Genomic DNA, 26419 nt, shown 5'->3' on the forward strand with positions numbered 1-26419 from the left:
AATTTGCTTAATTTTAAAAATAATTATGATTCTGTTGTAGATATAATTTAATAATCGGGTAACTTTAAAAATAAATCAATGCAAAGTTTACAGAATTTTCAAAATAATAATTATGAATAAGATTGAAGATGATGGCAGACACAGGGGTTACGGTTTTAATAAAGACGTTTCATCTGGGTTATTTGCATATTACCGTGATTTAGATGCTGCTTTTACAAAAGAAGCAGACCCAAAAAGTGCTTTAATTACGTCTAAAGCGATTTCATTATGTGAAAAATGGATACAAAGGCGCTGTTCTGACAGGACAGACGGAAGTGACCCTCTGCAAGAAAGATTGATTAGTGATCATTGTTTTGATCTTTTGCTTCAAACATTGATTTTTGCAAGTCGTTCCGACGGAAAAATCGATAAAGAAGAGCATAATTCGATAATCAGTGTTTTAAAAAAATTTGCCAATGAAGAAGATATGTACGGCGTAGTCGATACTATGCTGACTGAAGAACTTGATGTCAGGAAAATATCTTCCAAAATTCTTTTTAAAGAAGAAGCCATGGATGTTTACTTTATTTCAGCAATGATTTTGCAGGGAGATAATTTCATGGAACGGCATTTTTTAGAGCTTTTTGCCGCCACCTTGGAAATTACGCCTTCACTTAAAAGAAAAATTGAGATTGAAGCTTCAAAGTTTGTAAATTCATCGCAGTTTTGAGATCTCTTTAAAAGCTTCGCTTTTGTTCTCTTATCTGAATGAGTTATCCGTGGTATTATAGGGGAGCCTAATAAACGGATATAAAGAAGTTCGTTTTTCGGTAATAAAATTTATATAAAACACAGCATTAAGTTTAGGTACCACCAATGATCTATTCAAAAGAAGTAGAGAATATGTGCCCTGTAACCAAAGGTGCATATCATGGTCCTGCACCTATTCCTGAAGAAGGCAAGTGGGTTCAGGCAAAAGAAATTAAAGATATCAGTGGCCTTACTCATGGTATCGGCTGGTGTGCTCCTGAGCAGGGCACCTGCAAGCTTACCTTGAACGTTAAGGACGGTATTATTGAAGAAGCTTTGGTCGAGACTATCGGCTGCACCGGTATGACTCACTCTGCTGCTATGGCTTCAGAAATCCTTCCTGGTAAGACTTTACTTGAGGCTTTAAATACTGACCTCGTTTGCGATGCTATCAACACTGCAATGCGTGAATTATTCTTGCAGATTGTATACGGTCGTACTCAGACTGCATTCTCCGAAGGCGGTCTTCCTATCGGTGCCTCACTTGAAGATTTGGGCAAGAACCTTCGCAGTCAGGTCGGTACTATGTTCGGTACCAGAGCAAAAGGCTCACGTTATCTCGAAATGACCGAGGGCTATGTAACTCGTTTGGCTTTAAATGAGCAGAATGAGATTGTCGGTTACGAGTTTGTAAACTTAGGCAAACTTATCGATTTGCTCAAAGCCAATCCGGATATGAAAGGATCCGATGCTATCGCTAAGATCCGCGGACACTATGGCCAGTTCGATAACGCTGCCAAGTACATTGATCCGAGAAAAGAATAAGAGGTGTACTGAAAATGGCATTATTTGAAAGCTATGAGCGTCGTATTGACAAAGTAAATAAAGTTTTAAACGAGAACGGTATTGCCTCTTTGGATGAAGCCATGCAGATTTGTAAAGATCATGGCATTAATCCTTATGACAAAGTTCGTGAAATTCAGCCGATCGCTTTTGAAAACGCTTGCTGGGCATATACTGCCGGTGCTGCTATCGCAATTAAGAAAAATTGCGTAAACGCCGCTGATGCTGCTGAAGCTATCGGTATCGGTTTACAGGCTTTCTGTATTCCCGGTTCCGTAGCTGAGGATCGTAAAGTAGGTTTAGGCCACGGCAATTTGGGCGCAATGCTTCTTCGTGACGAGACCAAGTGCTTCGCTTTCTTGGCAGGTCATGAATCTTTTGCTGCCGCTGAAGGCGCTATCGGTATCGTTCGTAACGCTAACAAGGCTCGCAAGACCCCGTTGCGCGTTATTTTGAACGGTCTTGGTAAAGATGCAGCTCAGATCATTTCCCGTATTAACGGCTTTACTTACGTTCAGACTCAGTTTGATTATTTCACCGGCGAGTTAAAGATTGTTCGTGAAATCGCTTACTCAAACGGTGAGCGTGCAGCCGTTCGCTGCTATGGTGCTGACGATGTTCGTGAAGGCGTTGCAATTATGCACAAAGAAGGTGTTGACGTTTCTATTACCGGAAACTCCACCAACCCGACTCGTTTCCAGCATCCGGTTGCCGGTACTTATAAGAAAGAGTGCGTAGAGCAGGGTAAGAAGTACTTCTCCGTTGCATCAGGCGGCGGTACCGGTCGTACTCTCCACCCGGACAACATGGCAGCAGGTCCTGCTTCATACGGTATGACCGATACTATGGGTCGTATGCACTCAGACGCACAGTTCGCCGGTTCTTCTTCCGTACCTGCTCACGTTGAGATGATGGGCTTTTTAGGTATGGGCAATAACCCGATGGTCGGTGCTACTGTAGCAATTGCCGTTGCTGTTTCTGAAGCTTTGAAAAACAAGTAATTTGTAAAAGCTTTTAAACATATATTTAAAACCCGCTAAAATCGAACCATTATCGATTTCGCGGGTTTTTTGTTTGGGCAAGTGACAAGATTGTGCTGATATAGTTTTTACTGCTTAATTTAATCTGGCTATGATTTCGTATCTTGGTGATAAGTCTTAATGCTTAATAGTTTAAATACGGTATGTAAAAGGGAATGATCTGAAAGATTTTGAGAATTTTGGTTGATATGCTTTTTAAGACCCCGGAAGTGCCGCTGTCGATATGACTCCTTGAACCATGAAGTTCAAGTGGAGCACCTTTGATGAAATAAGGCTTCCTGTACTAAAAAGCAGGCCTGCACAACAATCACCAGGGAGACGCCCCGATCTGGTATTATCGGCTCAGGGTAAATGCGACTGGCAAACACCCCAGGGAAATTTTTAGGCAACTAAGCTGCCTTGAGCTTTAATTTAGCAAAAAACCGTTGATGCTTCAATATTTACATGAAATTAATAATGTAATTTGCACCTGTGATACAAAATTATCAAAAAGTTCTTTACTTATATGTACATTATCTTTATTTTAGAGCTTTGCTTTGTCTATCTTTTCTTTTATCGGTAAATAGGTAAAATTGCTTGGCAAATTTTTATTGTGCTTATTTTTAGTTGTCTATGATTAAAAATCAGCTGTTTTCTTTTAAATTTTCGTATAAAGATTTATTTTAGATATTGCAAGATAACTTATTTAACGTTATTACTTATATAAGTAAAAATTTCTCAAATTAAAATTAAGGTCAGGCATGTTACCTTTTTTTGTTGATTTACTTTCATTTTTCTTAAAAACTCTGATTATTATTTTGGTTGTTGCAATACCCATTGGTTTGGTTGTTGCAGTTGTTTTAAAGACTAAAGATAAAAAAACTCCTTCTTCATATGGTGACTCTAAATTAATTATTCGTGATTTAAAGTCGGTTTATGACAAGCGTAAGAAATCAATGATAAAAGCTTTGAATGTTCATGATCCGGATAAGAAAATCGCGGCATTAGATGAAAAGAAAAAGAAGAAAAAGGATAAGAAGGAAGATAAAGAACTGAAACTTAAGGATAGGCAGGCGGTTGTTGAATCATTAAAAAAACTTGAAGAAGATGGTGTCTTTTGCCCGCAGAATTTATATGTGGTTAATTTCGTCGGTTCGACAAAAGGAAATGAAGTTAAAAAGCTGCGCAGGGAAATTGATGCAATTTTGGATGTGGCAACATCAAAAGATGAAGTTATTGTAAATTTAACCTCACCAGGCGGTATGGTAAATTCTTACGGTTTATGCGCATCTCAGCTTGCAAGGATCCGCGACCGCGGTATAAGACTGACTTGCACGGTTGACAGTGTGGCAGCCTCCGGCGGTTATCTTATGGCGTGTGTGGCCGATCATATAGTAGCGGCACCTTTTTCTTATATAGGATCAATAGGTGTTATAGCAGGAATTCCTAATTTTAGAAAAGTGCTCAATAAGTATGACGTTGATTATGAGCAAGTGACTGCCGGTAAGTATAAGCGTACTTTATCAATGCTCGGTGAAAACACGCAGGAAGGCCGTGAAAAATTCAAAGAAGAACTGGAAGCCATTCATGCGCGTTTTAAAGAACAGGTTCAAAAGTATCGTCCTTTTATTAATATTGATGAAGTTGCTACTGGTGAATATTGGTTGGCAAGTGATGCTCTTAAATTAAAGCTGGTTGATGAAATAGCTACTTCTGATGAATATATCAGTAAAAAAGTAGCACAAACTTATGGCTGTGCTCTGCAAATTATGTGCGCCCGCAAGCAAAAAAGATCGTTACTGTCTAAACTTAAACAATTAATTTTGCTAAAACATATAAAGAGCGATATCGGTAAGATTTTGTTATCTGCAAAAGATGACGAATTTACAGGAATACGTTAAGAATTATAAGGTTGTAAGCTGATGAGTAAGTCTTTAGTTATCGTTGAGTCTCCGTCTAAGGCCAAGATTATAAATCGCTATTTGGGGGAAGACTTTGTAGTAAAGGCAAGTGTCGGACATATTAGGGATTTGCCGGTTAGCTCGTCATCAGGACGGGGAAAGAAAAGTGCCTCTAAAGACAAAAAAGTTAATCCTCTTTTTGACAGGATGGGTATCGATCCTGAAAATAACTGGCAGGCACGCTATGAAATTATGCCGGGTAAAGAAAATGTCGTCAGCGAATTAAAAAAATTATCAAAGGATGCCGATAAAGTTTATTTGGCTACTGACTTGGATCGCGAAGGGGAGGCGATAGCTTGGCACTTGCGTGAGGTTTTAGGCGGTAAAAAAGATCGTTATTTACGCGTTAAGTATCCTGAAATTACTAAAGCTGCCATAAGTAAGGCCTTTGAGAATCCCGGTTCTATTAATATGGATCTGGTGAACGCTCAGCAAACCAGACGCTTTTTAGACCGCGTCGTGGGTTTTATGGTTTCTCCGCTTTTATGGACAAAAGTAGCAAGAGGTTTATCAGCAGGCCGTGTTCAATCGGTGGCGGTTGAACTTATCGTTGATAGAGAAAGGGAGATTAAGGCTTTTATTCCTAAAGAGTATTGGACTATTGATGCAGATACTCTTACTGCGCAAAATAATCCCCTTAGATTGCAGCTTATAAGCAAAAACGGCAAAAAAATTGAAATAGCTGATGAAAAGACTGCAAATGCCGTTAAAGATGAATTAAAAGCAAACATATTCAAGGTAGCTAAGGTTGAGGCTAAAAAAGGCTCTCTCCATGCACCGGCTCCGTTTACCACATCGACTTTACAGCAAAGCGCTAACCAGAAATTAGGTTTTTCTGTAAAACGTACCATGACCGTTGCGCAGCGTCTTTATGAAAACGGTCTTATTACCTACATGAGAACCGACAGCGTTAATTTGTCGGCAGAAGCAATAAGTGCAGCTCGTGAGCAGATTGAAAAGAATTTCGGAAAAGAATATTTGCCCGAGAAACCGAATTTTTATAAATCAAAAGAGTCTGCCCAGGAGGCTCATGAGGCAATTCGTCCGTCTCATCCTGAGCTTTCTGCAAAAGATTTGCCTGCATCAGTTGATCGTGACGGGCAACGCCTATACGCTTTAATTTATGCTCGCTATTTGGCTTGTCAAATGGCTCCGCAAACTTATGAGACTACTACAATAAGCGTTGATGCCGGTGATTATTTATTAAGAACAAGCGGTAAAACAGTATTATTTGAAGGTTTTAGAGCGGCTTTGCCGTCATCGTCTAAAGATAACGATTTACTGCCTAAGGTTAGTGTAGGAGAGATCCTTAAATTAAAAGAGATTATTCCCTTACAGCACTTTACCCAGCCTCCGGCCCGTTTTTCTGAAGCTACTTTAGTTAAAGAACTTGAAAAGGACGGTATTGGAAGACCGTCTACATATGCAGCAATCATCAGTACGATACAGGATCGCGGGTATGTGAAGATTGAGCGCGGTCGTTTTTATGCTGAGAAAATGGGAGAAATCGTAACAGATAGATTACGTAATAGTTTTAAAGAATTAATGGATCTTAATTTTACCGCTTCAATGGAAGATAATCTTGATGATATTGCAAGTGGTAAGGCTGATTGGATTGATAGCCTTAATAAATTTTACGGGCGTTTTAGCAAGACTTTAGAAGAGGCTAAAAAACCGGCAAGCGAAGGCGGTATGCCGGAAAATAAAGCAATAGTGACTGATATGGTTTGTCCTGAATGCGGAAAGCACAAGATGGCTTTGCATACCGGACGTACAGGCACTTTTCTTGCATGCCAAGGTTATTATGATAAGTCCGTACCGGCAGATAAACGGTGTAAAAAGACTTTAAATTTAAAGGAAATAGATCTTAACGATTTTAGTAAAAAGGATTTGTCCGAAACCGATGAAGCGGAGCTGATGCGTAAACGTAAGCGTTGCCCGATATGCGGCTCTGTTATGGACGCATTCTTAATTGATGATTCCCACAAGCTTTATGTTTGCGCCAATTCACCTGCATGTCCTGGCACAGTGCTTGAAGAAGGTGATTTTGCAGGTGAACAGAACCAAGGTCCTGTTATCGAATGTGATCGCTGCGGAGCGCCGATGGTTCTTAAAGACGGGCGTTTTGGTAAATATATGGCATGTACCAACGCTGAGTGCGGCAATACCCGTAAGATTTTAAAAAGCGGGGAAGTTGCACCGCCTAAAGAGCCGGCGGTTGATTTGCCTGAGCTTGAATGTAAAGCTCCGGGATCTCATTATGTGCTGCGAGACGGTGCTGCAGGTTTGTTTTTGGCTGCGCATAATTTCCCTAAAGTGCGTGAGACTCGCCCCGTTTTGGTTAAAGAGCTCAAGCGTTTTAGAGATAGGATTTCTCCGAAGTTTTATTATTTAGCTGACGGTCCCGAAGTCGATGAAAACGGAAATCCAGCAGAAGTAAGATTTTCGCGAAAGGTCAAAAAGCAGTATTTAATGACGGAAGCTGACGGAAAACCTACCGGGTGGACTGCTTTTTACAATGAAAAGGATGGAAAGTGGGAAATAAATTTACCAACAGCAAAGAAATCAACGGTAAAGAAAAAGACCACAGTTAAAAAAACATCTAAAAAATAATCAGTTATAGGGCGGTCTCAGAAAAGAGCCGCCCTTTAAAGTTCTTCTGCAAATTTAATAATGCTGCGTATTTGCTTGAGCCCTTCTTCGTCATTTTCCTCAAGATTGTTAGCCAGCATTTTTGCTTCCTTTAAAAATACCGGAAGATCTTTGTGCATTTTTTTTACGCAGTAGTCGTAATATTTATTAAGCTCTTGATTGGTAAGTGTTCCTTGAAAATTTTCACAGCGATATAAAAATAAATGATTGCTTAAAACCTGAGAGTCAGTTTCCATATTCGGATACAAACTGCGCGGATCTTTTTTGCCGATTGAGTCATAAAAGGACAGATCTGCGGCAGTTAAATTCATGAAGAATTTCTCTTTATACGGTATGGTTTCCGTATTTAACGCAAGATTTTGCGGGGCGTTGTTTAAAAGTGACAGTATATGCGACAAATTTAATTGTAGTTTTTGCACACGATCGGGAGTCAAAATCCCAAGAGGCGCAATCATATACATTAAATCAAGATCTATAGCTTCGTATTTAAGTTCTTCTTCACTATTACAGGTAAGCGCGTATAGTACAGTATTGTGCAGCTTTATAGGTTTTATTATTTTTATTGCGCTGTTATCAAGCAGAACCAAGCAATCCTTAGAGCTGATTGATTTTTTTATAAAATTTAGTTTGTCATAAGTGGGCCTTAATAAAAACGAAGCGATTTTATAATTGTCAGTAATGATCTTTTTGAAAAGCTTAATAAGAAGCTTAAGCCTTGCAATATGATCATTTGCTTTTTCATTTTCATAAAGATTAAAAATTTTTGCATTAGCTATAAGATCGCTTTGTGCTGTGAAGCTTTGCACTCCGAAAATTGAAGCGACATTGAGAGCTGTTTTTACATCAAATACGCTTTTAGGTTTTTGCAGTATATTAGGAGAATGGAAACAGCGTAAAGATATGGCATTCAATGCTTGCAGATGTCTTGCCGAAAAAGTGACGACGGTAAGATTTTTGTTGTCAAAATGAGAATTCAGACAATTGATGAATTTACTTTCACAAATTCCGTCGCGTAAAAGGTTAACGTTAAGATCTAAAGAATACAGATATGCAGGACTCGGTAATGCGTTATACGGGAGTTTGCATTTTAGAATTTCATATTCGCTTAAAGGATTCAGGTTAGCATCAGTACGGCATAAAGCAACACCGTAAAGTCTGGCGTTTTTTCCGGGCGCAGTAAGAGGCAAAGGCAGTACGAAAAGGTACTGCCCGTCAAGACGATTTAGCATTTACTTAAATTGATTTTGGGCTTTATCGTAGGTAAATCCCGCGTCGTTTAAACGCGTTTTTAATTTTTCTTCGTCAAGATCAAAGCTTTTGCAAAGATCTTCTAAAGATGAATAGTTATCTCTTAACTGCATATTAACGGCAGATAATAAGATAAAAGGATCCATCTTTTCGTAATTATCAAGAGAAAACATTATTTAGCCTCAAAGACAATATTGTCTCTAACTGCGCAAGCTTTCGCTACCGCGTCTTTAATGTCAGTTCCGCGTGCTAAAGCTACCCCCATACGTCTTTCTCCATGGATCTCCGGTTTGCCGAAAATTCTGACGGCACAATCAGGAGCCATGCTTAAAGCTTTATCGAGATTTGAATAGGTAATGTCGTTACCTTCTCCTTTAACCAATACGGCTGCTGATGCTGAAGGACCGTAGAAAGCAATATTGCCTATAGGAAGACCTAATAAAGCGCGAACATGCAGAGCAAATTCCGACATATCTTGGGAAATTAAGGTTACCATGCCGGTATCGTGCGGACGAGGGGATAGTTCTGAGAAAATTACTTTATCGCCGCAAATAAATAATTCAACACCGAAAATTCCGTATCCGCCTAAGGCTTTAACAACAGTTGAAGCAATGCGTTTACATTCTTCTAAAACTGCATCGGTTAAAGGTTCAGGTTGCCATGATTCACGGTAATCGCCGTTTTCCTGACGGTGACCGATGGGTTGGCAGAAATGGATTCCGTCAACAGCATGAACGGTTAATAAAGTAATTTCACGGTCAAATTTGACCATGCTTTCAACGATGACTCTCTGCTCGCCGCCGCGTCCAGCTTTTAAGGCATAGTTCCAAGCTTTTTCGACATCTTCAGGAGTTTTTACCGTACTCTGACCTTTACCTGAAGAGCTCATGGTAGGCTTCATTATGCAAGGGAAACCGATTTTATCGATATTGGCTTTAATTTCTGCAAGGGATGAAGCAAAGAAGTAATTTGAAGTAGGCAATCCCAACTTTTCTGCGGCTAATGTTCTGATTGCTTCGCGGTTCATTGTGATATGGGCCGCATGGGCACAAGGAACTACATGAAGGCCTTCTTTTTCTTCAAGTTCCATTAATGTCGAAGTGGAGATCGCTTCAATCTCAGGAATAACCAAATCAGGTTTTACTTTGTGAATTAAAGCTGAAAGCTCATCATGATCTTTCATGTTTATAACAGCTTTGTCTTGAGCAACTTGCATGGCCGGGGCATTATCATAGCGATCGCAGGCTACTACTTTTATCCCCATGCGCATAAGTTCAATGGCAACTTCTTTACCTAATTCTCCCGAACCTAAAAGTAAAGCGGTGGTCGGGCGACCGTTAACGGTATTATGAATGCTGATAGCTGATGCCATAAGTAAACCTTCTTTTAGCTCTGAAATGTATTTAATAAGATAAGTATTTGTAAAAGCTAACTTATTAAAATAAAAAAGGATTTTTATATCCTTAACCTAAATTGAAATTATAGCATGCTCTTATGGGTTTAAGAAAACAATGAACGGCTCAAAATGTTTTTTCTATCATGCCTTTGAGCGGTTTAAGCATTAAGCTCTTAATAGTGTGAGATAGGACTTTTTTTATTTTTAAAAAAAATTCATATAATTTAGTGCATTTGTTTAGCTTAAGTACTCTGTGGATAAAAGAGAGATGAAGATTTTAGTAGACAGCGCCATGCCGAATGCTTTGGAAGTGTTTTCTCCATATGGTGAAGTAGTGTTAAAACCGGGACGTGATATTGTAGGAGAAGATCTTAAAGATATTGATGCTTTGATGATTCGTTCGGTGACTAAGGTTGACGAAAAGTTGCTTGCAGGAGCTTCAAAACTTAAATTTATAGGAACAGCTACGGCTGGCTGCGATCATGTGGATGAGGGGCTGTTAAAACAGCTTAAAATCGGATTTGCTTCAGCTCCCGGCGCAAATAAAGAAAGCGTAGGTGATTATATCTTGTCTGTTTTGTTGGTTTTTGCCCAACGTTACGATTTAAAGCTTGACGGTATGTCTATAGGCGTAGTCGGATGCGGCAATACCGGATCTGAAGTGATAAAAAAGGCTGAGGCTTTAAATATGCGCGTTGTTAAACGCGACCCGCCATTATTTGACGCAGGACGAAATGAATATGGGGCAAGTCTTGAAGAGTGCCTTAGTTGTGATTTTACGACTTTTCATGTTCCGCTTATTGAAGATGGAAAATATAAAACCTATCATCTTATTGATGAGACTGCCTTACAAACAAAGATAGGCAAAGGTTTTCTTATAAATGCCTCGCGCGGGGCTGTGCTTGATAATAAGGCATTGCTTGCATTGTTTGAAAAAGGAGAGAAGTTAAGAGTCTGGCTTGACGTTTTTGAAGGGGAGCCTGATATCTCATATAAGAAACTTATACCTTTTCTTGAAGGCTCAACTGCACATATCGCCGGATATTCATATGAGTCAAAGCGCAGAGCTGCTTATATGCTTGCGGTCAGTATGTGCAAATATTTGAATATACCCTTAAAGAGTTCTTTCATTGTCCCTCCGCCTGAGTTTTCAGAGCTTGATATAGGCAGAATCGACACTCTTGATCGTGATTTGATTTCTCGTTTGGTTTTTTCTATTTATGATGTTCGTCGAGACAGCTTTTTATTTAAAAATCGCTGTATTGACGGCAAGAGTTTTGATGCATTGCGGAAAAATTATCGGGAGAGGCGTGAATTATCGTCACTTACACTTTGCAATGTCCCGATAGAATATCGAGAAACCTTAAAAGGACTCGGCTTTTCTTTAAATGACGATTAGCGGTTTTGAGTGTTTAAAAAACAATCTTTTTCGTGGGAGTTGATAACTCCCACAGCTTGCAGATATGAATAAATAATTGTTGTTCCGACAAATTTCATGCCGCGCTTTTTTAAATCTTTAGAAATTGCATCAGAAAGAGGCGATGAAGTTTTTTTAGTTTCATAAATTATTTGGTTGTTTGTCCATTTCCAAAGGTAGTCGCTAAAAGTTTTAAATTCTTTTTGTATTTCTTTAAAAATTTTGGCATTGTTAATTGCCGCTTTAATTTTAAGATTATTGCGGATTATTTTATCGTTGCGTAATAGTTCAGTAATTTTATTGTCATCGTAATGGACGATTTTATTAATTTCAAAATTATCAAAGGCTTTTTTAAAGTCTTCTCTTTTATTTAAAACACACTCCCAGGAAAGACCTGCCTGAAATGATTCTAGAATAAGCATTTCAAAAAGTCTGTGATCGTCAAAGACAGGTTTCCCCCACTCAGTATCGTGATAGGCAATGTATAAAGGATTGTTTAGGTTAACCCATTTGCAGCGATGTTTATTGATCATGATTTTCTTTTAAAAAACTCAGCAAAGCGGTACATCCTTCTTTAATATCATTATAAGCAAGAGTAAAGTTTCCTGTGTACCACGGATCGTCAACTTCCTGTCCTTTTGTTCCGGTAAAGTCCATTAAAAGATGGATTTTATTTTGATTGGCTTGTGGATATAGGTAAGATAAATTACGTAAATTGTTGTTATCCATAAGGATAATATAATCATAAAGATCCAAATCATCTTTAGTGATTTGACGGGCGCGTTTGCCTTTACAGGATAAACCTTTACTTTCAAGCAATGCTTTAACCGGAGGATAAACGGGATTCCCGATTTCTTCAGTAGAAGTTGCAGCAGAAGCAATATTGAATTTATGCTCAAGATGTTCTTTTTTTACCATATCTTTAAATATGAATTCGGCCATCGGTGAGCGGCATATGTTACCGTGACAGACAAAAAGCACTCGTATCATTTTTAAAAAATCCTCCAAGTCAATTTCTACTCATTTACTTTTTCTTCGCTCTTTTGTAGAGTTGGATGTTGCATGAAAAAAATTCCTTTTTGTCGATCAATTTCTGTTTTGAGCTGCTCTTTCGTGGGTAAGTAAGTCAAATATTTTGACATAAATAATCTGTCATTATCATGAAGAATCGAATATCTGGCAATGTCTTCATCTGTTTCTGAACACAGTAATATTCCAATGGTCGGATTATCTCCTTGTCCTCTCTTTAAGTCATCGTACATACGGACATACATATCAATCTGTCCTACATCTTGATGTGTAATTTTTCCCATCTTCAAATCAATTAGGACATAACACTTGAGTTCAATGTTGTAAAATACAAGATCTAAATAATAATCCGAAGTCTCAGTCACAATATGTTGCTGGCGAGCGACAAAAGCAAAGCCTCTGCCCAATTCCATCAAAAAATCTCTGATATGTGAAAGGATGGCAGATTCTAAATCTCCTTCCAAATAGCTATCTTCATTTTTAAAACCAAGAAATTCTGCAATTACCGGGCTTTTAATCAGTTCAAATTGGTTCTTCTGAAATTGCTCAGTTTTTTGTTTCATCTCTTCAATTACAGCTGCTTTTTTTGGGGTTTGAAGAAGTCGATAATAATATTGTGTACTGATATTACGATCTAAAGTTCGTGCACTCCAGTTATCGTTGACGGCCTCTTTCAAATACCAATAACGCGCATTTTCATCTGAAACACGAAGAAGACTCCTGATATGCGTCCAGTTAAGATTGTGAACGCATGCGTTCACAATCTTCTCATCAGGAAAATATTGATAAAATTTGATGTAATAGTGCAAATTTCTTTTGGAATAATTTTTACCAAATTCTTTTGTCAACTCTTCTGCCAGTATAGAAATCAAATTACTACCGTACTCTGCACGTTCACTTCCACCCAATTCATGCTTTACGATTCGTTTACCAATATTCCAATAAGTAAAGAGCATTGCTTTATTGGAAGCACTATAAGCTGCTTCTTGTCCAGAAGAAATGATACATTTTATTTCAGCAATAATTGCATGATATTGTGTTAAAAATCTTTCCATTGTTTTACCTAATTTTTTTAATTATTATCAATTATCTTTTTTACTGTTGTTGTACTAAGGTTTTTCAAAAATTGTGTTGTAACTTCTTGTTTGTTTTATGCATCCATTAAATTTATGGGCGCTTTTGGGACTTTTGGAAAAACTGTTGTGACAGCCAAAAAGGATATTAAGCATATTGGTATCCGATAGTTGAAATTACAATTCTAAATTAAAAGTTTAAATAAAAAGAATGTTGTAATTATTAAGGCTAAGCGTCATATCGTCAAGTTTGATACAGGTAAGCAAAGATTTTTTTTAGTATATTTAGGGGTCTTGTAATGGAATAAACACATTTGCACCTTTGGGTTTGCAAGAGAGTCTAATAGGTAAAATGAGTATAATTGTATGTTTAAAGTTAGCCACCTTTTACAGATAGGAACATATTATGGCAAGCAGTAGTGATAATGGCAGTGTTAAGTTGGAAACCAACGGGGTTAATCCTATCCCTGAAATTGAACGTTACGGAACACCTTTCGGACTGTTTCCTGTATGGTTTTCCTGGAATGTGTCTATTTTGGGAATTACCTACGGTATTTATGTTTATAGTTTAGGCATGAGCTTTTTACAGGCTATTGTTTTTGGTGTTATAGGCTATTTCTTATCAAGCACATTAGTAGGGATATTAGCTGTGGGCGGTCCTCGTACGGGACTTCCTACTTTAACGCAAACCCGTATTGCCTTCGGTTTTAAAGGAAATAAATTTCCTACTCTTTTTGCCTATATTTCCAATATGGGCTGGAAAGTTACGATTATTACGCTTTCGGCAACAACCGGAGCTGATTTGTTTGCTAAACTTTTTCCGTCGTTATGTGCAAATGCCGATGGTACTTATACCACGACGTGCCTTGTGTGCTGGTTTATCGTAGTTCTATTTTTAAGTATGTCCGTTGCTGTATACGGTTATCAGCTTATTGTGCGCGTTGAAAAATATATAGCCGTTGTCACTAGTATCATGACGGTGATTTTTATTTTCATGATTATTCCGCATATTAATTTTTCTGCTTTGGGCTCTCATGAGTCTGCAGATTTTGTTACTTGTATAGGCGGTATGGTCATGGCAATGACTATGGTCGGTTTAGGCTTTTTAAATTACGGTGGTGATTTTTGCCGTTATCTGCCTAAAAACACCAAAGCAGCTGGCATCATTTTCTGGACTTCTTTTGGTATATCTCTGCCGGTTGCCGTTCTTTTAATTTTAGGTGTTCTGCTTGCCGACTCCAATCCTGATTTGACTGCGGCAGCGGCGTCTCAGCCTATAGGTGCTCTTACCGCTTTACTGCCTTTTTGGTTTTATGTCCCTTTTTGCATTGTCATTATCGTATCATTGCTTTCTGCAGCCATGACCGGAGTTTATAGTTCAGGTCTTGCCTTAATGGCTTTGGGGCTTCCCACTTCTCGTGCGGTAACTACGGCATTAAATGCTCTTATTATTGCTTTTGGCGCTTTTTATCTTTTGTTTGTTTCTGATTCTTTTCTGTCGACTTTTCAGGCATTTTTGGCAGCTGTCTCTGTAGTCTTAGGCTCAATGGGTGCTATTGAGCTTGTTGATTTTATAAGACAAAAACGACTTAACTGGGATGTGTCATTGGCTCAGCCTTTAGGATGCGGAGGATTAAATTATCGTAAAGGGGCTCTTTTTAGTCTGATTATTGCGTCAATTATCGGTTTGGGCACCATTACTTCATGGGATCCGAATATCGCTCATTTTGTCGGCTTTTTGTTAACCGAAGAAACCAAGCAAAGCGTGTTTGCCTCCGCTAATGTCGGTGTCATTGTTTCAATGGCGGTCGGAGCGGCAATTTATGCCTTTATAACTTTTGTTCTGGGAAAGAGTGAATTGCCGGACGGATACATGGAGAAAAGTTCTAAATGTGTGAAGTAAAAAGGAATTTGTCAGAAAGGATTAAACATCCTGATTTTTGGCATCTGCCTGCTTGTTATTGGTTTTGGCAGCATGTTCCTTCGCCCGGAGAAATTGATGCAAAGTTAAAAGATCTTAAAGCAGTAGGGTTCGGCTCTTTTCAAATCGCAACAAGACTTGCCACTCCAATAGATGATTATTTAAGTGATCGTTTTTTAAATGCCTGTCGCTATTGTGCCGATAGAGCTCGTGAATTAAAGCTCATGATGGGCATTTATGATGATTATAATTGGCAGTCAGGTCATGCAGGCGGATTATGCGTAAAGCTTGACCCTGCTGTAAAAGAACGGCATCTGTTCTGGTGCATTAAGAATATTGATATTCATGATGTCTATACTGAACTTAAGATAAGCTCAATAAGCTCTGGTGATGCGCAATGCCTTTTTGATATCGGGAAAAACTGGATTTATGAAGGCGGCAAAGCATTATGGGATGAGTGGGAGATTATCGGAGTTTACAATTTTACTGCAGACGGTAAAAACTTAGCGATACTTGATAAAACGCAGTTTGAATTTTACCAAGACGAGCTGGGCGTAAAAATCAGAGTAAAAACGGATCTTCTCCCATATACGAATTTAGAAAGCAAATTGGCACTTTTTGCCGCCGCACGGTGTAAGTCATCGCGTATGGTAAATTATCTGCTGCCAAAGACCGCGCAAGCTTTTATTAAAACAACTTATGAACCTTATGCTAAAGCACTGGGTGAACATTTAGGCACTACGGTACGCTATACGTTTTTTGATCAGCCGCATTCATGCTTTTATCAATGGCAGGAAAATACTTCTCAGGTCCGTTCTTCTTTAATGTTTTCAAAAGAATTTTTGGATCTTTTGGCGACAGACGGTGAATTAGGAAAAGCTCATTGCCTTATCTCTTTGTTGGGAGACTATTTTCCCGACAGTGCTTCTAAACGTTGCTTTGTGTTTGAAACATATGCACATCTTTCTTTTAAAAACTATTTTGAGCCTTTAAGAAAGTGGTGTAGAGAACATAATTTGTTGTTCAGCGGACATGAGGTATTAGGTCATGTGCATTCATGGAATTTTGCCGATACCGTAATTACTGAAGATAATCGCTGCAATTTTGCTCTTGATTACTTTGCGTTAGATGCTTTACGCGATATCACAGCCGTTGATGCTAAGAACTCAATTTCTCAAATTTCGGCAAAAATGGGGGATTCCGTCGCGCGGGCAAACGGAAGAAGCGGCTGTATCTTAGAACAATACTATGGTCGTGAAGAAAAAGGTTCGCATTTTGGCGCCGGATTTTGGGAGTTAAAACCTCTGGATCTTTATGCTCAGGTTATGCGTCATCATATTTTAGGAATGCGTCAATTTTTAATGCATGCTTTCTATCTTGATGATGGCTCTTTAGATAATGATGAAATTTTTAAGAATCCGCGTTTGGATTTTGCTCCCGGGATTAATTTTGAGCCTTGGTATCAGCCGTTTTTTACTAAAATTTGCCATGACTCTGCAATAGTTTCGGAATTTTTGGATGCTGGAGATCCTGTTTTTGATTTAGCAATTTTCTATCCGCGCCGTAATTTTTATGTGAGCGGAATGAAACAGGAATATGGCAGAATTTGTGCCGATTTAGCTAAATATTTAAGTACACATGCTTATGATTATTTGTTTTTAGATGAAGATTATCTTGATAAGGCTCAAGTAAAAGACGGTAAGCTAATATTGGGCAAAGAGAGCTTTAATGCTTTGCTCTTGCCTGATGTCAAAGTGGTCAAGACAGTTAAGACTCTTAAGCTCATTCAAGAATTTGCCAAAGCCGGACTTAAAATCTTTGTTATCGGCTCTTTGCCGAGCTTTGCTGCTTATGGAGAGAACGATGAGGCAGCAGAGGTGGCAAAAAGTTTAATTTCTGATTTCTTTGTACGGCAAATTGATTTTGCACTAGAAGAGTTAAATGAAGTTTACGCTCCCAAATTAGAAAAAGCGTTATCACCTCTAAAAGAAGAAAGGCTCCGTCTTGAATTTGCTCCGCGAAAAGATCCGGTATGGTCAAAACTATTAAAAACTAAAGACGGATACGCTTTTTGTGTCTTTAATGACAGTCATGATCCTCTTGCGCTTAATATTGTCGGTGAGAAACGTTCACAGCTTGTCAAGTTGGATTTTGAAAGCACAGAGTTTGAATACGCTAAATGCAAACAATGCGCACATGCTGTCTTTTTGCATCCATATGAAATGGCGTGCTTTATTCTTAGCGATTTTGACAAAGAAATTTATCGTACTCTTAAAGACGGTTGGTTGGTTACAGCGGATGGGCATGATTGTTGTCCTGTAAGCGTTGAGTGCGGACTTGAAGAACAAGGCTTTGAAAATTTTGCGGGAAAAGCTTTATATCAGATAACTTTTTCTCTTGAAAGTTCATGTCAAAAGGCTATGTTGCTGCTGCCAAAATGCCATGATGGAGTAAAAGTTTATTTAAATAAAGGGTTAGTCGGGAAAAGTTTAGGTCAAGACTATTGTTTTTCTTTGGATAAAGGACTTAAGCAAGGCTCTAATCTTTTGGAAATTGAAGTGTATACATCAGCTGCAAATTATTATTATCAGCGCAGCAAGTGGCGAAAAGGCGGGATGGACAACTGCGGCCTTTTATCGCCTCCAATACTTAAACTCATTATGTAAATTGTCTGTGTCGTGTAATGGTAATAAGAATATCGTAGGCTTTAAAATGAGTTTTACTTATAGCTGCTTGTCGATATTTTGATTAATTTGGAGCATTTAAAAGTTCTTTTATTTTTTCAAGCCCGTTTGAGGCTTTAATGCCAATAAACGGGATTTTTATTTCTTTAGCATTAAGTCGTTTTGCAATTCCTGCCATGAATAATCCCATTCCTTGTACTTCTTGATTATTTTCCGAGGTGGTTTCAATTCCGCAATTAGGTGATCGGTTAGCACCTATAATTGCGATAATTTTAAAGCCGTGTTGGCGGTATTGTGAAATTTGCAGCATTACGTAATCAATTAATTTTTGCAGTTTTTCGTTTGGTTCCTTTTGCTGCATTGCAATACGGATCCGGGTGTTTTCAATAAGAACAGGAGATTTAGCTCCGGATGGATTTCCCCGGTCAAGACCTAAACAACAAAGCTCGGGACAAGGCATTTGTACTATTCCGATGTCGTTTTGCATCAGCAAATTGATTAAATCGGTAAATGCGGCGGGGTATACCGCTGTTCCGTCTGAAATCGCGTTTTGATTGATTAAACAGTGCGCGATAAATACAATTTTTTTGCTTCTGATATCATCAAACATGGTATAGCACTTTTAATATCTTAAATTTGTTTTGCTTTTATCGCTAAAGATTGTTTTTTCAGCTGTTTTCTTTGATCTAATGCATTTTTAGCTGCAATTAACATGGCAAGAATAAAAAATCCGCCCGGAGGTAAAATTGCAATTAAATAAGTATGATCGGCACTGATTAAATTTACTTCTAACACATAAGCCCAATCGCCTAAAAACTCATGGGCGCCGAACATCCATGTTCCGTTCCCTAAAATTTCACGGATTGAGCCTAAAGTGAAAAGTACAAGCGAAAAACCTACGCCGCAGGCAAGTGCGTCAACAGCTGATTGCAGCGGACGATTACGTCCGGCAAAAGCTTCAGCTCGTCCCATGATAATGCAGTTGGTGACGATTAGCGCAAGATAAATGCCAAGAGCGTCGTAAAGTTCAGGGAAATAGGCTTCCACGTAAAAACGTACAACTGTGACTAAAGTTGCAATTACTACGACATAAATAGGAATACGAACTTCCGTAAAGATAACGGAACGAAGACAGGAAATTAACGTGGAACTTAAAATAACCACCAAGGTTGTAGCAATACCAAGGCCTAAGGCTGAAACTGCTGTTGTGGTGACGGCAAGCAGTGGACATAATCCAAGAAGCTGACAAAGACCTGGATTTTCTTTCCACAATCCTTTGATAATGATTGTAAGTAGTGAATTTTTGCTCTCAGCCGGTGTAAATTCAGGATCTTTTATTCCTTTTACGGTTTTAGCATTGTCGGTCATTATTGTAATGCTCCTTTACATAACGGCAAAGAAGATAAATCTGTTTCGTTAACGGCTTCAAGTAAATCGCGGCTGGCAAGCACGATGGCACGAGATGTCACGGTAGCTCCGGTTATATAATCAAAATCTCCGCCGAATTTTTTTACTTCCCAATTGATGGACTTTAAATCCTGATTGTCAAATTGTTCAAGGAAATTACCATGTTTCCTGTCAACTTTATCGCCGATACCGGGGGTTTCTTTTGATATTTGAATATCAACTTTATAAATTTTAAGGTCAGATGTAAGACCTGCTATCAAAATTAAAGGATTTGAATAACCGCGGGATGTTGAATAGGTTGCAATATATCCTAAAGGTTGGTTGTTTTTATCTGTTATAGCAAAAAACGGCATGTTTTTACCGATTTTTTTATGGGAAAACAACTTGCAAACGGTAACCGTATCTTCGGATAAGGTTTCAGACGGCAATAGATCGTTTATCACCTGCATCATCCGGTCATTTTGGTTGGCGGTAATTTTCTCCGAAGTATTACGTTGGGCACTTAAAATAAAAAATACGCATAAAGCGGCAATAAAAGCCAGGGTAAATCCCGCGGCGGCTGCTCGTATCAAAGGAGAAGAGAAAGATTTAATCATTAGTCAAGTCCTCCTTTTCGATAACCGATACCGAAAGGACGACGGCGGGTTAAAACGTCAAGTAAGGGGGCAGCGGCATTGGCGAGCATGACGGCAAAGGCGACAGAATCAGAATATGATCCTTTAACTCGGATTAGCAGTACCAGCAGACCGGTAAATATTGCAAAGCATATACGGCCTTTAAAGGTTCCTGAATTAGTGACGGGATCGGTAATAATAAAAAAGGCTCCGAGCATTACACCGCCTAAAAGTATATGCTCAAGACCGTTTATTGACATTCCCGGATCCAACGCATGCCAGACGCTTCCTCCTATAAAAATGGTGGCAAGGAAGGTTAATGGCATTTGAAAGGGAATTACTTTAAATCCGATTAAAATTAGTCCGCCTAAAAGATAAGCAATTGCCAGATATTCATAGGCTTTATATGAGTCAAGAGAAAAATCAATTGTCTCGACATTGCCGACGGCTCCGGCTTTTCGTGCTGTTTTGATACTCTCAAGATAGGTGGCTCCGGTTAGAGTATCTTCATTGGTGTTCAACTCTTTTATCATGTTTCGAAGCAAAATCGGATCTTCACCGCAAAATATTACACCGGCGCTTTTTTCAATCGTTGCGACGCTATAAGCTCCGGGGGCCGGAGATACCCAGGTTGAGAAGAATATTCCGGGGGCAGATATCACAAGGAAAACAAATCCTGCCATAGCCGGATTGAAAATATTCATGCCAAGACCGCCGAAAGCATGCTTAACAAGCAAAACAGCAAAGAATGAAGCGGATACGCTTAAATACCAAGGTAAAAAAGCAGGTAGTGTCAAACCTAAAATTGCTGCGGTAACAAGTGCTGATAAATCTGTTATATAAAAAACAGGTTTTCTTTTACGTAAATAAGCGGCAATAGTTTCTGCAAAGCAGCATGAAATTGCGCATATAAGAAATTGGATTAAAACTCCGCAGCCGAAAAAATAAATCATTACGCAGTATGCAGGGATCAGCGCGACAAGAACAAGCCCCATCATTTTGGATGTCGTCATGTGGCTGTGAATATGCGGAGCAGGCTCCAAATCAAACTTGATATCAGATGATGTATTTATTGGCATATTAAATTAATCCTGCTTTGTCTTCGTTTGTTGTTCTGCGGTAAGACTTTGCGCTTTTTTACGCGCTAAAGCAGCGGCGATAGCTGCCTGTCTGCGGCGCTTAATTTCTTCAGGGGAAATCTCAGAGTGGGCCTTTTGCCCCATGGTGTCAGCACTAGGTACGGTTAAATTTTTGTCTGTTTTTTCCGCATCTTCGTTAATCGCAGTATTTGTTTTATCGGCTGCGCTTTGTGCTTTTTTGCGTGCCAAAGCTGCGGCGATAGCTGCTTGTCTGCGGCGTTTAATCTCTTCAGGAGAAATATCAAGGAGTGCTTTTTGCTCCATGGTATCTGTACTGGCTGCAGTTAAGTCTTTATCAGTTTTTTTCGCAGTTTCGTTAATTGCGGTATTTGTTTTATCGGCAGCGCTTTGTGATTTTTTACGTGCTAAAGCCGCAGCAATTGCAGCTTGTCTGCGCTGTTTCAATTCTTCAGGGGTTAAGCTTGAGGCGCCTGCAGAATTTTTATCTTGGTTTTTCTTACGCGCAAGTGCTGCCGCAATCGCAGCCTTACGAGCTGAGTCGGATATATTATTTTCAGATTTTGACTTTTCAGCGTTTTTAGCCGCTTCTTCTTTTTGTTTTGCTATGCGTGCTAAAGCAGCTTGTCGCTTAGCTTCACGAATTTTTGCTTCTTCTTTTAATCTTTCATCATGAAGCCTCATTCTTTCCTTTGCTCTATCGGTACGTCTTTGTTTGTCGTCTAATATTCTGATAATGGCTTTTTCTTTTCTAAATTGTGAGGTTAAAGGAATTTTACTAGGACATACGTAAGCGCAGCATCCGCATTCTGTACAGTCTTTAATTCCGCATTTTAAAGTCTTTTTATGATCTCCTGCTTTTGATAAAGCATACATGCGATAAGGTACAAGACGTGAAGGACAAACTCTGGCACAGCGTCCGCAGCGTATGCAGTTGCGCTCAGTACCGGCAGGAGGAAGCTCTTTTTCTGACGGGGTAAAAAGACAAGTACAGCTTTTAGTTACGGGAATACTCAAATCAGGAAGAGTAAATCCCATAAACGGACCGCCGAAAATGACTTTATTACCGTTTTGCGGGGTAAAGCTGAATTGCTTTAAAACAAAATCGACGCTGCTGCCAAGACGTATCCATGCATTACCATGATCTGAAAGGTTTTCACCGTCTACCGTAACAGCACGTTTGGTAAGTGGGATACCGTCAATAACCGCTTGCTTTACCGCAAAAACGGTTTCGACATTATCAACGACAATTCCGCAGTCTGATGTATGTTCGCTATAAGGAATTTCAATTCCGGTGACAATTTTAATAAGGTTGCGCGCAGCACCTGACGGATATAGGGTAGGCAATACCCTAACAATTGCTTCATCTTGTACTGCAGATTTAATCGCGTTAATTGCGTCAGTTTTATTATCTTCAATAGCGATTATTACGGCTTTGGGATTAAGTATTCTTTTTATAACTTTAATGCCGGCGATTATATCATCCGCTCTTTCCTGCATTAAACGATCGTCACAAGTTGCAACGGGTTCGCATTCACAGCCGTTTACGATAAAGATATTGCAGTTTCTGTCGCCTTTAATTGAAGAGCCGAGCTTGGCCGCAGTCTGGAATTGGGCACCGCCTAATCCTTCGACGCCGTAATCGCGGATCCTTTTTAATAAAGTATCGGCATCGCTTGTTTTCCAGTCAGTTATAGGTTCGGGAGGATAAACATCGTCTTTGCCGTCACCCTTAATAGTGATGCATGTTTCAAGAGCTCCGCTTGGGTGAGCGATTACATGATCGGAGATTGCGATGACTTCTCCTGAAATTGAAGCGTGTAACGGAACATTTCGATTTCCGCCAGGAATTGTTAACGGTTGACCGACTTTTACTTTGTCGCCTACTGATACGATAATTTTTCCGCCTTGTCCTAAATGGCGGTTAACCGGTAATGAGACATACTCAGGAAGAGGTAATTCTCTAATAGGAATATCTCCGGTTTTCTTTAACTCCTGAGGTTTTATTCCGCCGAAAAATTTCCAGATTTTTCCTTTTAAAATTTTGGCAAGCTGTTTGGATTGAGCCATTTACTGCTTGTCTCCTTTTACGGTTACGGCTTTAATGTCCCAATTAAAATTGGCAGAAGTAGGCTTTAAACGCTGCATTGAAATACATTGTTCAGGACAAATTTTTGAGCAGTCGGCACATCCGATGCACTCTTCGGAATTAATGCGGTGAGCTGTTTTTATTTTTCCTTCAATAGCATCAACCGGACAATGCTTTAAGCATTTTGAGCAGCCGGTACATTTGTCTGCATCAATTACTGCAACAAGACGCGGCAGAAAAACCAAATCGTCATCTTCTTCAGAGGGAGGGTCAATGCCTAATAACGCAGCTATTTCCTTAACTGTGTCGGGACCTCCAGGAATGCATTTGTTGCATAAAGCTGTTCCTGATGCAACGGCTTCGGCATATGCAGAACATCCGGGGAAGCCGCATTGGGCACATTGAACGCCGGGAAGGATTTTTTCAATTTTAGATGCTGTGCTTTCATCTCCTTGCTTTGAGGTTTTAGCAATGAAGGAAAGAAAAGCCCCGAGCAGTAAAAGGACGATGCTAAGGCCTAATATAAATAAACTTTCACTGCTTGAAATCATACGGCACTTCCTGTAAAGCCGGCAAAGCCCATGAATGCAAGCGACATAAGACCTGCAGCAATGAGAGCTACGGGGGTGCCTTTAAAAGGAAGCGGGACATCTGCTATCTGAAGTCTTTCTCTGATGGCTGCAAAAAGTGTTAGGACTAAGGTAAATCCGCAGCCTGCACCTAAAGCATAAACAATAGAGTTTATAAAAGAATGATGAAGGGAAACATTTAATAAAACCAGACCTAAGACGATGCAGTTAGTTGTGATAAGAGGCAAATAAATACCTAAAGCATTGTAAAGATCATATGAAATCTTTTTGATTAAAATTTCAACCAGCTGGACGGCTATAGCAATAATTACGATGTCAACGATAAGATCAAGAGAGGATAATCCTAAGGGAGCAAGGATAAGATTATTTACGCCAAAACAGCAGCCGGCGGTTAACGTGAGTACGAAAGTGGTTGCTCCTCCCATGCCTAGGGCTGCGGATAAATGGTTAGATACGCCGATAAAAGGGCATAATCCTAAAAATCGTACCAGCACGAAGTTATTGACTATTGCCGCGCTGAAAAAGAGAATAATGGCATCTAACACTTTAATTTCTCATCAGTATATTTAATTATGATTCATCAAAATGAAGATCATACCGCACTTAAGAATAAGAGGCAGTGCGAAAAAAAATCATCTTTATTAAGCAAAGCCTTAAGATATTCTGTGATGTCGGCTTTAAGGGAACAAAATCCCAATCCTCAAAGTGAGCTTAAATACAGCAATCCCTTTGAGCTTTTATGCGCAGTTGTTTTGTCGGCTCAGGCTACTGATGCATCCGTCAATAAAGCTACACCTGCTTTATTTAAAGTCGCACCGACTCCTGAATTAATGTGTAAATTAGGAGCAGAAGGAATTGCTCCGTATATCAAAACAATCGGTCTATGGCGCAATAAAGCAAAAAATTTGCAGATATTATCACAAATTTTGTATGAAAAATATAATTCGCAAGTACCTAGTACTTATGAGGAACTCATAAAATTACCGGGAGTTGGCTCCAAAACTGCAAAAGTAGTATTAAATGTTGCTTTTAATAAGCCTTACATCGCTGTTGATACTCATATTTTCAGGGTTTGCAACCGTACGGGATTATGTGTCGGTAAAACGGTAAAAGAAGTAGAGGATAAATTACCTGCGCTGATTGATAAGGAATTTATTCAGGATGCACATCATTATATTCTTTTGCACGGCAGATACGTGTGTAAAGCACAAAAGCCGCAATGCGGCTTATGTGTAATTCGTGAATACTGTAAAAGCTATCCCTTAGTTAAAGAGTGAAATAACGCAATTATTGATAATTGGAAGTGATGAGCCGATACAGGCTAAATCAAGGAGCATGGCAATTACGCTGATTTGTGTTGCGGCTAAAATCAGATCTCGTGAGGCTGCAACATGATTTAAATGCAGGAAGTAGCCGATAAGTACTCTGACTAATAAACCTGTTCCTAATAATGAAGCCATAACCAGAGGATTTAAGGTTAAAAAGCATAAAGCTAAGGTTATGATTGCGCTTATTATCATTCCCCCAATAGTAATTGTACCGATGGAGTTTACAGGATCCTGCTCAAGGGTGAAAACTAAGGTTACGGCAAAGGCAGCGCTTAACATTGAAATCATGGCAAAGCTTAAGAACAGCTCTAACGGACTTACGATCATTGCCAAGGCTGATGCAATTATCGTAAATATAATGCAGGGGATAGCGACTGCCGCTCCTGAGATGATTTCATCGGCGCGTCTTTGACTGAATAGACACATTAGGGTACAAATGCCGCGAAAAGCACTTAAGCCTGATAATGTAATGAAAACACAGAAAATAAGACCGCCTGATATGGTTTTTAAGTTTATATCAGAAGTAAAACCTGCTGCTACACCGGAGATAAGACCGATAAGCAGATAAGCAAAAGGCATTGAGCTGGGGTAGCTGGGACCCAGACGTGAGGCAATTTGCGGAAAACATAGTGAAAGGGTAGTGTACTGAAAGAAAGAGGCAAAAAACTGACGTAAAAATAGAATGGAAGATAATTTTAAAGAAATAGTTTCCTTGTCATTATATGCTGATAAATTTAAATCAAGAGGACTCGGATCTACGGCAACATCAGTGCTTGAATCTTCTTTTGCGTGTTCTTTGGCACTTTTGGCAAAAGTTTCGGTAAGAGGTTCTACACTTGATGTTATTTCACTTGGAGTCGGTGTTTTTACTTCATTGAAATTGTCTTCAGGCTCTTGATTTTGTTCACTGAAAATCGGTTGGTTACCTGTAAATACTCTGGTACTTTCTTCAGGAATATGTTTGCTCGTCTCTAAAACGTCATCGGTGGGTTCTTTAAATAAAGGTTCGTCTTTTGTCTGATTGAGACTTACGTTTTTAAAGATTGATGCATCGGCAGTTGGTTCAGTGTTTGACGATTGCGCGCTGCTGCCTGTCTTTTTTATGAATTTTTCGGTTACGTTTTTTAAAACGTTAATATTTAGCGCCATGGTCAAAATCTCAAAAAAATCACTTTTGCATGATAGCGTAAAAAGTCGTTTTTGTCATTTTCTCATTATCTTAATGTAGCAGTTACGCATGATATTCCGGCTATTTATTGATATTTTATATAGCCGCTCTCTTCTCGTATAGATATATTACTACAATACATTTTAACGCTCCG

Annotated in this window: 23 protein-coding genes and 1 other RNA gene; 9 read left to right on the forward strand and 15 right to left on the reverse strand. The window is 39.1% G+C overall.

Going from position 1 to position 26419, the window contains the following annotated elements:
• Window positions 1-112 precede the first annotated feature (112 nt).
• The 3 genes from QZ019_RS03225 to QZ019_RS03235 all read left to right on the forward strand — a co-directional run bounded on the left by QZ019_RS03225 (window position 113) and on the right by QZ019_RS03235 (window position 2573).
• The gene (locus tag QZ019_RS03225; RefSeq protein ID WP_295482264.1) at window positions 113-709 is read left to right on the forward strand and encodes a DUF533 domain-containing protein; all 597 of its coding nucleotides are present in this window, start codon (window positions 113-115) and stop codon (window positions 707-709) included.
• 146 nt (window positions 710-855) lie between these two features.
• The gene (locus QZ019_RS03230) at window positions 856-1554 is read left to right on the forward strand and encodes an iron-sulfur cluster assembly scaffold protein (RefSeq protein WP_009144257.1); all 699 of its coding nucleotides are present in this window, start codon (window positions 856-858) and stop codon (window positions 1552-1554) included.
• Between the two features lie 14 nt (window positions 1555-1568).
• Entirely contained in the window at window positions 1569-2573 is a 1005-nt protein-coding gene (locus QZ019_RS03235) for a GGGtGRT protein (RefSeq protein WP_294565434.1), read from the forward strand.
• 235 nt (window positions 2574-2808) lie between these two features.
• Here the strand turns inward: QZ019_RS03235 and ssrS are convergent.
• Window positions 2809-2991, reverse strand: a non-coding RNA gene (gene ssrS, locus QZ019_RS03240) — 6S RNA.
• A gap of 361 nt (window positions 2992-3352) precedes the next feature.
• On the opposite strand from ssrS, the gene sohB reads away from it, so the two are divergent.
• Together sohB and topA are read left to right on the forward strand one after the other, a co-directional pair.
• Window positions 3353-4492 (forward strand): protease SohB, encoded by a 1140-nt coding sequence (gene sohB / locus QZ019_RS03245; protein WP_295482270.1) that lies wholly within the window; start codon window positions 3353-3355, stop codon window positions 4490-4492.
• A 21-nt stretch (window positions 4493-4513) separates the two neighbouring features.
• The gene (gene topA / locus QZ019_RS03250; RefSeq protein ID WP_295482273.1) at window positions 4514-7165 is read left to right on the forward strand and encodes a type I DNA topoisomerase; all 2652 of its coding nucleotides are present in this window, start codon (window positions 4514-4516) and stop codon (window positions 7163-7165) included.
• Window positions 7166-7200: 35 nt separating this feature from the next.
• Here the strand turns inward: topA and QZ019_RS03255 are convergent, their stop codons facing one another.
• Genes QZ019_RS03255 through purT form a run of 3 tightly spaced genes read right to left on the reverse strand, consistent with a single transcriptional unit; the run spans window position 7201 to window position 9824 of the window.
• Window positions 7201-8433, reverse strand: coding sequence for a hypothetical protein (locus tag QZ019_RS03255; protein WP_295482275.1), 1233 nt, complete (start codon window positions 8431-8433; stop codon window positions 7201-7203).
• Window positions 8434-8625, reverse strand: coding sequence for a DUF4250 domain-containing protein (locus QZ019_RS03260; protein WP_294565446.1), 192 nt, complete (start codon window positions 8623-8625; stop codon window positions 8434-8436). It lies immediately after the preceding gene.
• Window positions 8625-9824 (reverse strand): formate-dependent phosphoribosylglycinamide formyltransferase, encoded by a 1200-nt coding sequence (gene purT, locus QZ019_RS03265; protein WP_294565449.1) that lies wholly within the window; start codon window positions 9822-9824, stop codon window positions 8625-8627. Before purT ends, QZ019_RS03260 begins: the two co-directional genes overlap by 1 nt.
• Window positions 9825-10116: 292 nt before the next feature.
• Between purT and QZ019_RS03270 the strand changes: the two genes are divergently transcribed.
• Window positions 10117-11247: a 4-phosphoerythronate dehydrogenase gene (locus tag QZ019_RS03270; RefSeq protein ID WP_295482278.1), complete on the forward strand. Its 1131-nt coding sequence runs from the start codon at window positions 10117-10119 to the stop codon at window positions 11245-11247.
• On the opposite strand, the gene QZ019_RS03275 is transcribed toward QZ019_RS03270, so the two are convergent.
• From QZ019_RS03275 to QZ019_RS03285, 3 genes are read right to left on the reverse strand one after another with little or no spacing between them, the layout of a single operon-like run.
• Entirely contained in the window at window positions 11244-11798 is a 555-nt protein-coding gene (locus QZ019_RS03275) for a DNA-3-methyladenine glycosylase I (protein WP_295482281.1), read from the reverse strand. The genes QZ019_RS03270 and QZ019_RS03275 overlap by 4 nt on opposite strands.
• Complete coding sequence (locus QZ019_RS03280) at window positions 11788-12255, reverse strand: low molecular weight protein-tyrosine-phosphatase (protein WP_295482286.1); 468 nt, start codon at window positions 12253-12255, stop codon at window positions 11788-11790. Before QZ019_RS03280 ends, QZ019_RS03275 begins: the two co-directional genes overlap by 11 nt.
• A gap of 26 nt (window positions 12256-12281) precedes the next feature.
• The gene (locus QZ019_RS03285) at window positions 12282-13349 is read right to left on the reverse strand and encodes a PDDEXK nuclease domain-containing protein (protein ID WP_294565461.1); all 1068 of its coding nucleotides are present in this window, start codon (window positions 13347-13349) and stop codon (window positions 12282-12284) included.
• Between the two features lie 424 nt (window positions 13350-13773).
• Between QZ019_RS03285 and QZ019_RS03290 the strand changes: the two genes are divergently transcribed.
• Together QZ019_RS03290 and QZ019_RS03295 are read left to right on the forward strand one after the other, a co-directional pair.
• Window positions 13774-15270: a cytosine permease gene (locus QZ019_RS03290; protein WP_295482290.1), complete on the forward strand. Its 1497-nt coding sequence runs from the start codon at window positions 13774-13776 to the stop codon at window positions 15268-15270.
• Entirely contained in the window at window positions 15258-17954 is a 2697-nt protein-coding gene (locus tag QZ019_RS03295; RefSeq protein ID WP_295482293.1) for a hypothetical protein, read from the forward strand. Before QZ019_RS03290 ends, QZ019_RS03295 begins: the two co-directional genes overlap by 13 nt.
• A gap of 82 nt (window positions 17955-18036) precedes the next feature.
• Here QZ019_RS03295 and QZ019_RS03300 read toward each other — a convergent pair whose 3' ends face one another.
• The 7 genes from QZ019_RS03300 to rsxA are packed head-to-tail and all read right to left on the reverse strand — an operon-like array spanning window position 18037 to window position 24314.
• Window positions 18037-18582 carry a CD3072 family TudS-related putative desulfidase gene (locus QZ019_RS03300; RefSeq protein ID WP_294565470.1) on the reverse strand — a complete coding sequence of 182 codons (546 nt, stop codon included), beginning with the start codon at window positions 18580-18582 and terminating at the stop codon, window positions 18037-18039.
• A gap of 20 nt (window positions 18583-18602) precedes the next feature.
• The gene (locus tag QZ019_RS03305) at window positions 18603-19340 is read right to left on the reverse strand and encodes an electron transport complex subunit E (RefSeq protein ID WP_295482295.1); all 738 of its coding nucleotides are present in this window, start codon (window positions 19338-19340) and stop codon (window positions 18603-18605) included.
• The gene (locus QZ019_RS03310; protein ID WP_294565474.1) at window positions 19340-19975 is read right to left on the reverse strand and encodes an RnfABCDGE type electron transport complex subunit G; all 636 of its coding nucleotides are present in this window, start codon (window positions 19973-19975) and stop codon (window positions 19340-19342) included. Before QZ019_RS03310 ends, QZ019_RS03305 begins: the two co-directional genes overlap by 1 nt.
• A complete protein-coding gene (locus tag QZ019_RS03315) occupies window positions 19975-21072 on the reverse strand; it encodes an RnfABCDGE type electron transport complex subunit D (RefSeq protein WP_294565479.1) in 1098 nt (365 codons plus the stop codon). The genes QZ019_RS03310 and QZ019_RS03315 overlap by 1 nt, the downstream gene beginning before the upstream one ends.
• A gap of 6 nt (window positions 21073-21078) precedes the next feature.
• Complete coding sequence (gene rsxC / locus QZ019_RS03320) at window positions 21079-23160, reverse strand: electron transport complex subunit RsxC (protein ID WP_295482298.1); 2082 nt, start codon at window positions 23158-23160, stop codon at window positions 21079-21081.
• Window positions 23161-23730: an RnfABCDGE type electron transport complex subunit B gene (locus tag QZ019_RS03325; RefSeq protein ID WP_294565482.1), complete on the reverse strand. Its 570-nt coding sequence runs from the start codon at window positions 23728-23730 to the stop codon at window positions 23161-23163. It lies immediately after the preceding gene.
• Window positions 23727-24314, reverse strand: coding sequence for an electron transport complex subunit RsxA (gene rsxA, locus QZ019_RS03330; protein WP_294565484.1), 588 nt, complete (start codon window positions 24312-24314; stop codon window positions 23727-23729). Before rsxA ends, QZ019_RS03325 begins: the two co-directional genes overlap by 4 nt.
• A gap of 123 nt (window positions 24315-24437) precedes the next feature.
• Here rsxA and nth point away from each other — a divergent pair, with 123 nt between their 5' ends.
• Window positions 24438-25046, forward strand: coding sequence for an endonuclease III (nth, locus tag QZ019_RS03335; protein ID WP_294565786.1), 609 nt, complete (start codon window positions 24438-24440; stop codon window positions 25044-25046).
• Here nth and QZ019_RS03340 read toward each other — a convergent pair.
• The gene (locus QZ019_RS03340; protein ID WP_295482301.1) at window positions 25032-26246 is read right to left on the reverse strand and encodes a hypothetical protein; all 1215 of its coding nucleotides are present in this window, start codon (window positions 26244-26246) and stop codon (window positions 25032-25034) included. The genes nth and QZ019_RS03340 overlap by 15 nt on opposite strands.
• Between the last annotated feature and the right edge of the window lie 173 nt (window positions 26247-26419).

Source organism: uncultured Succinatimonas sp., assembly GCF_905203285.1.
Lineage (GTDB): Bacteria > Pseudomonadota > Gammaproteobacteria > Enterobacterales > Succinivibrionaceae > Succinatimonas.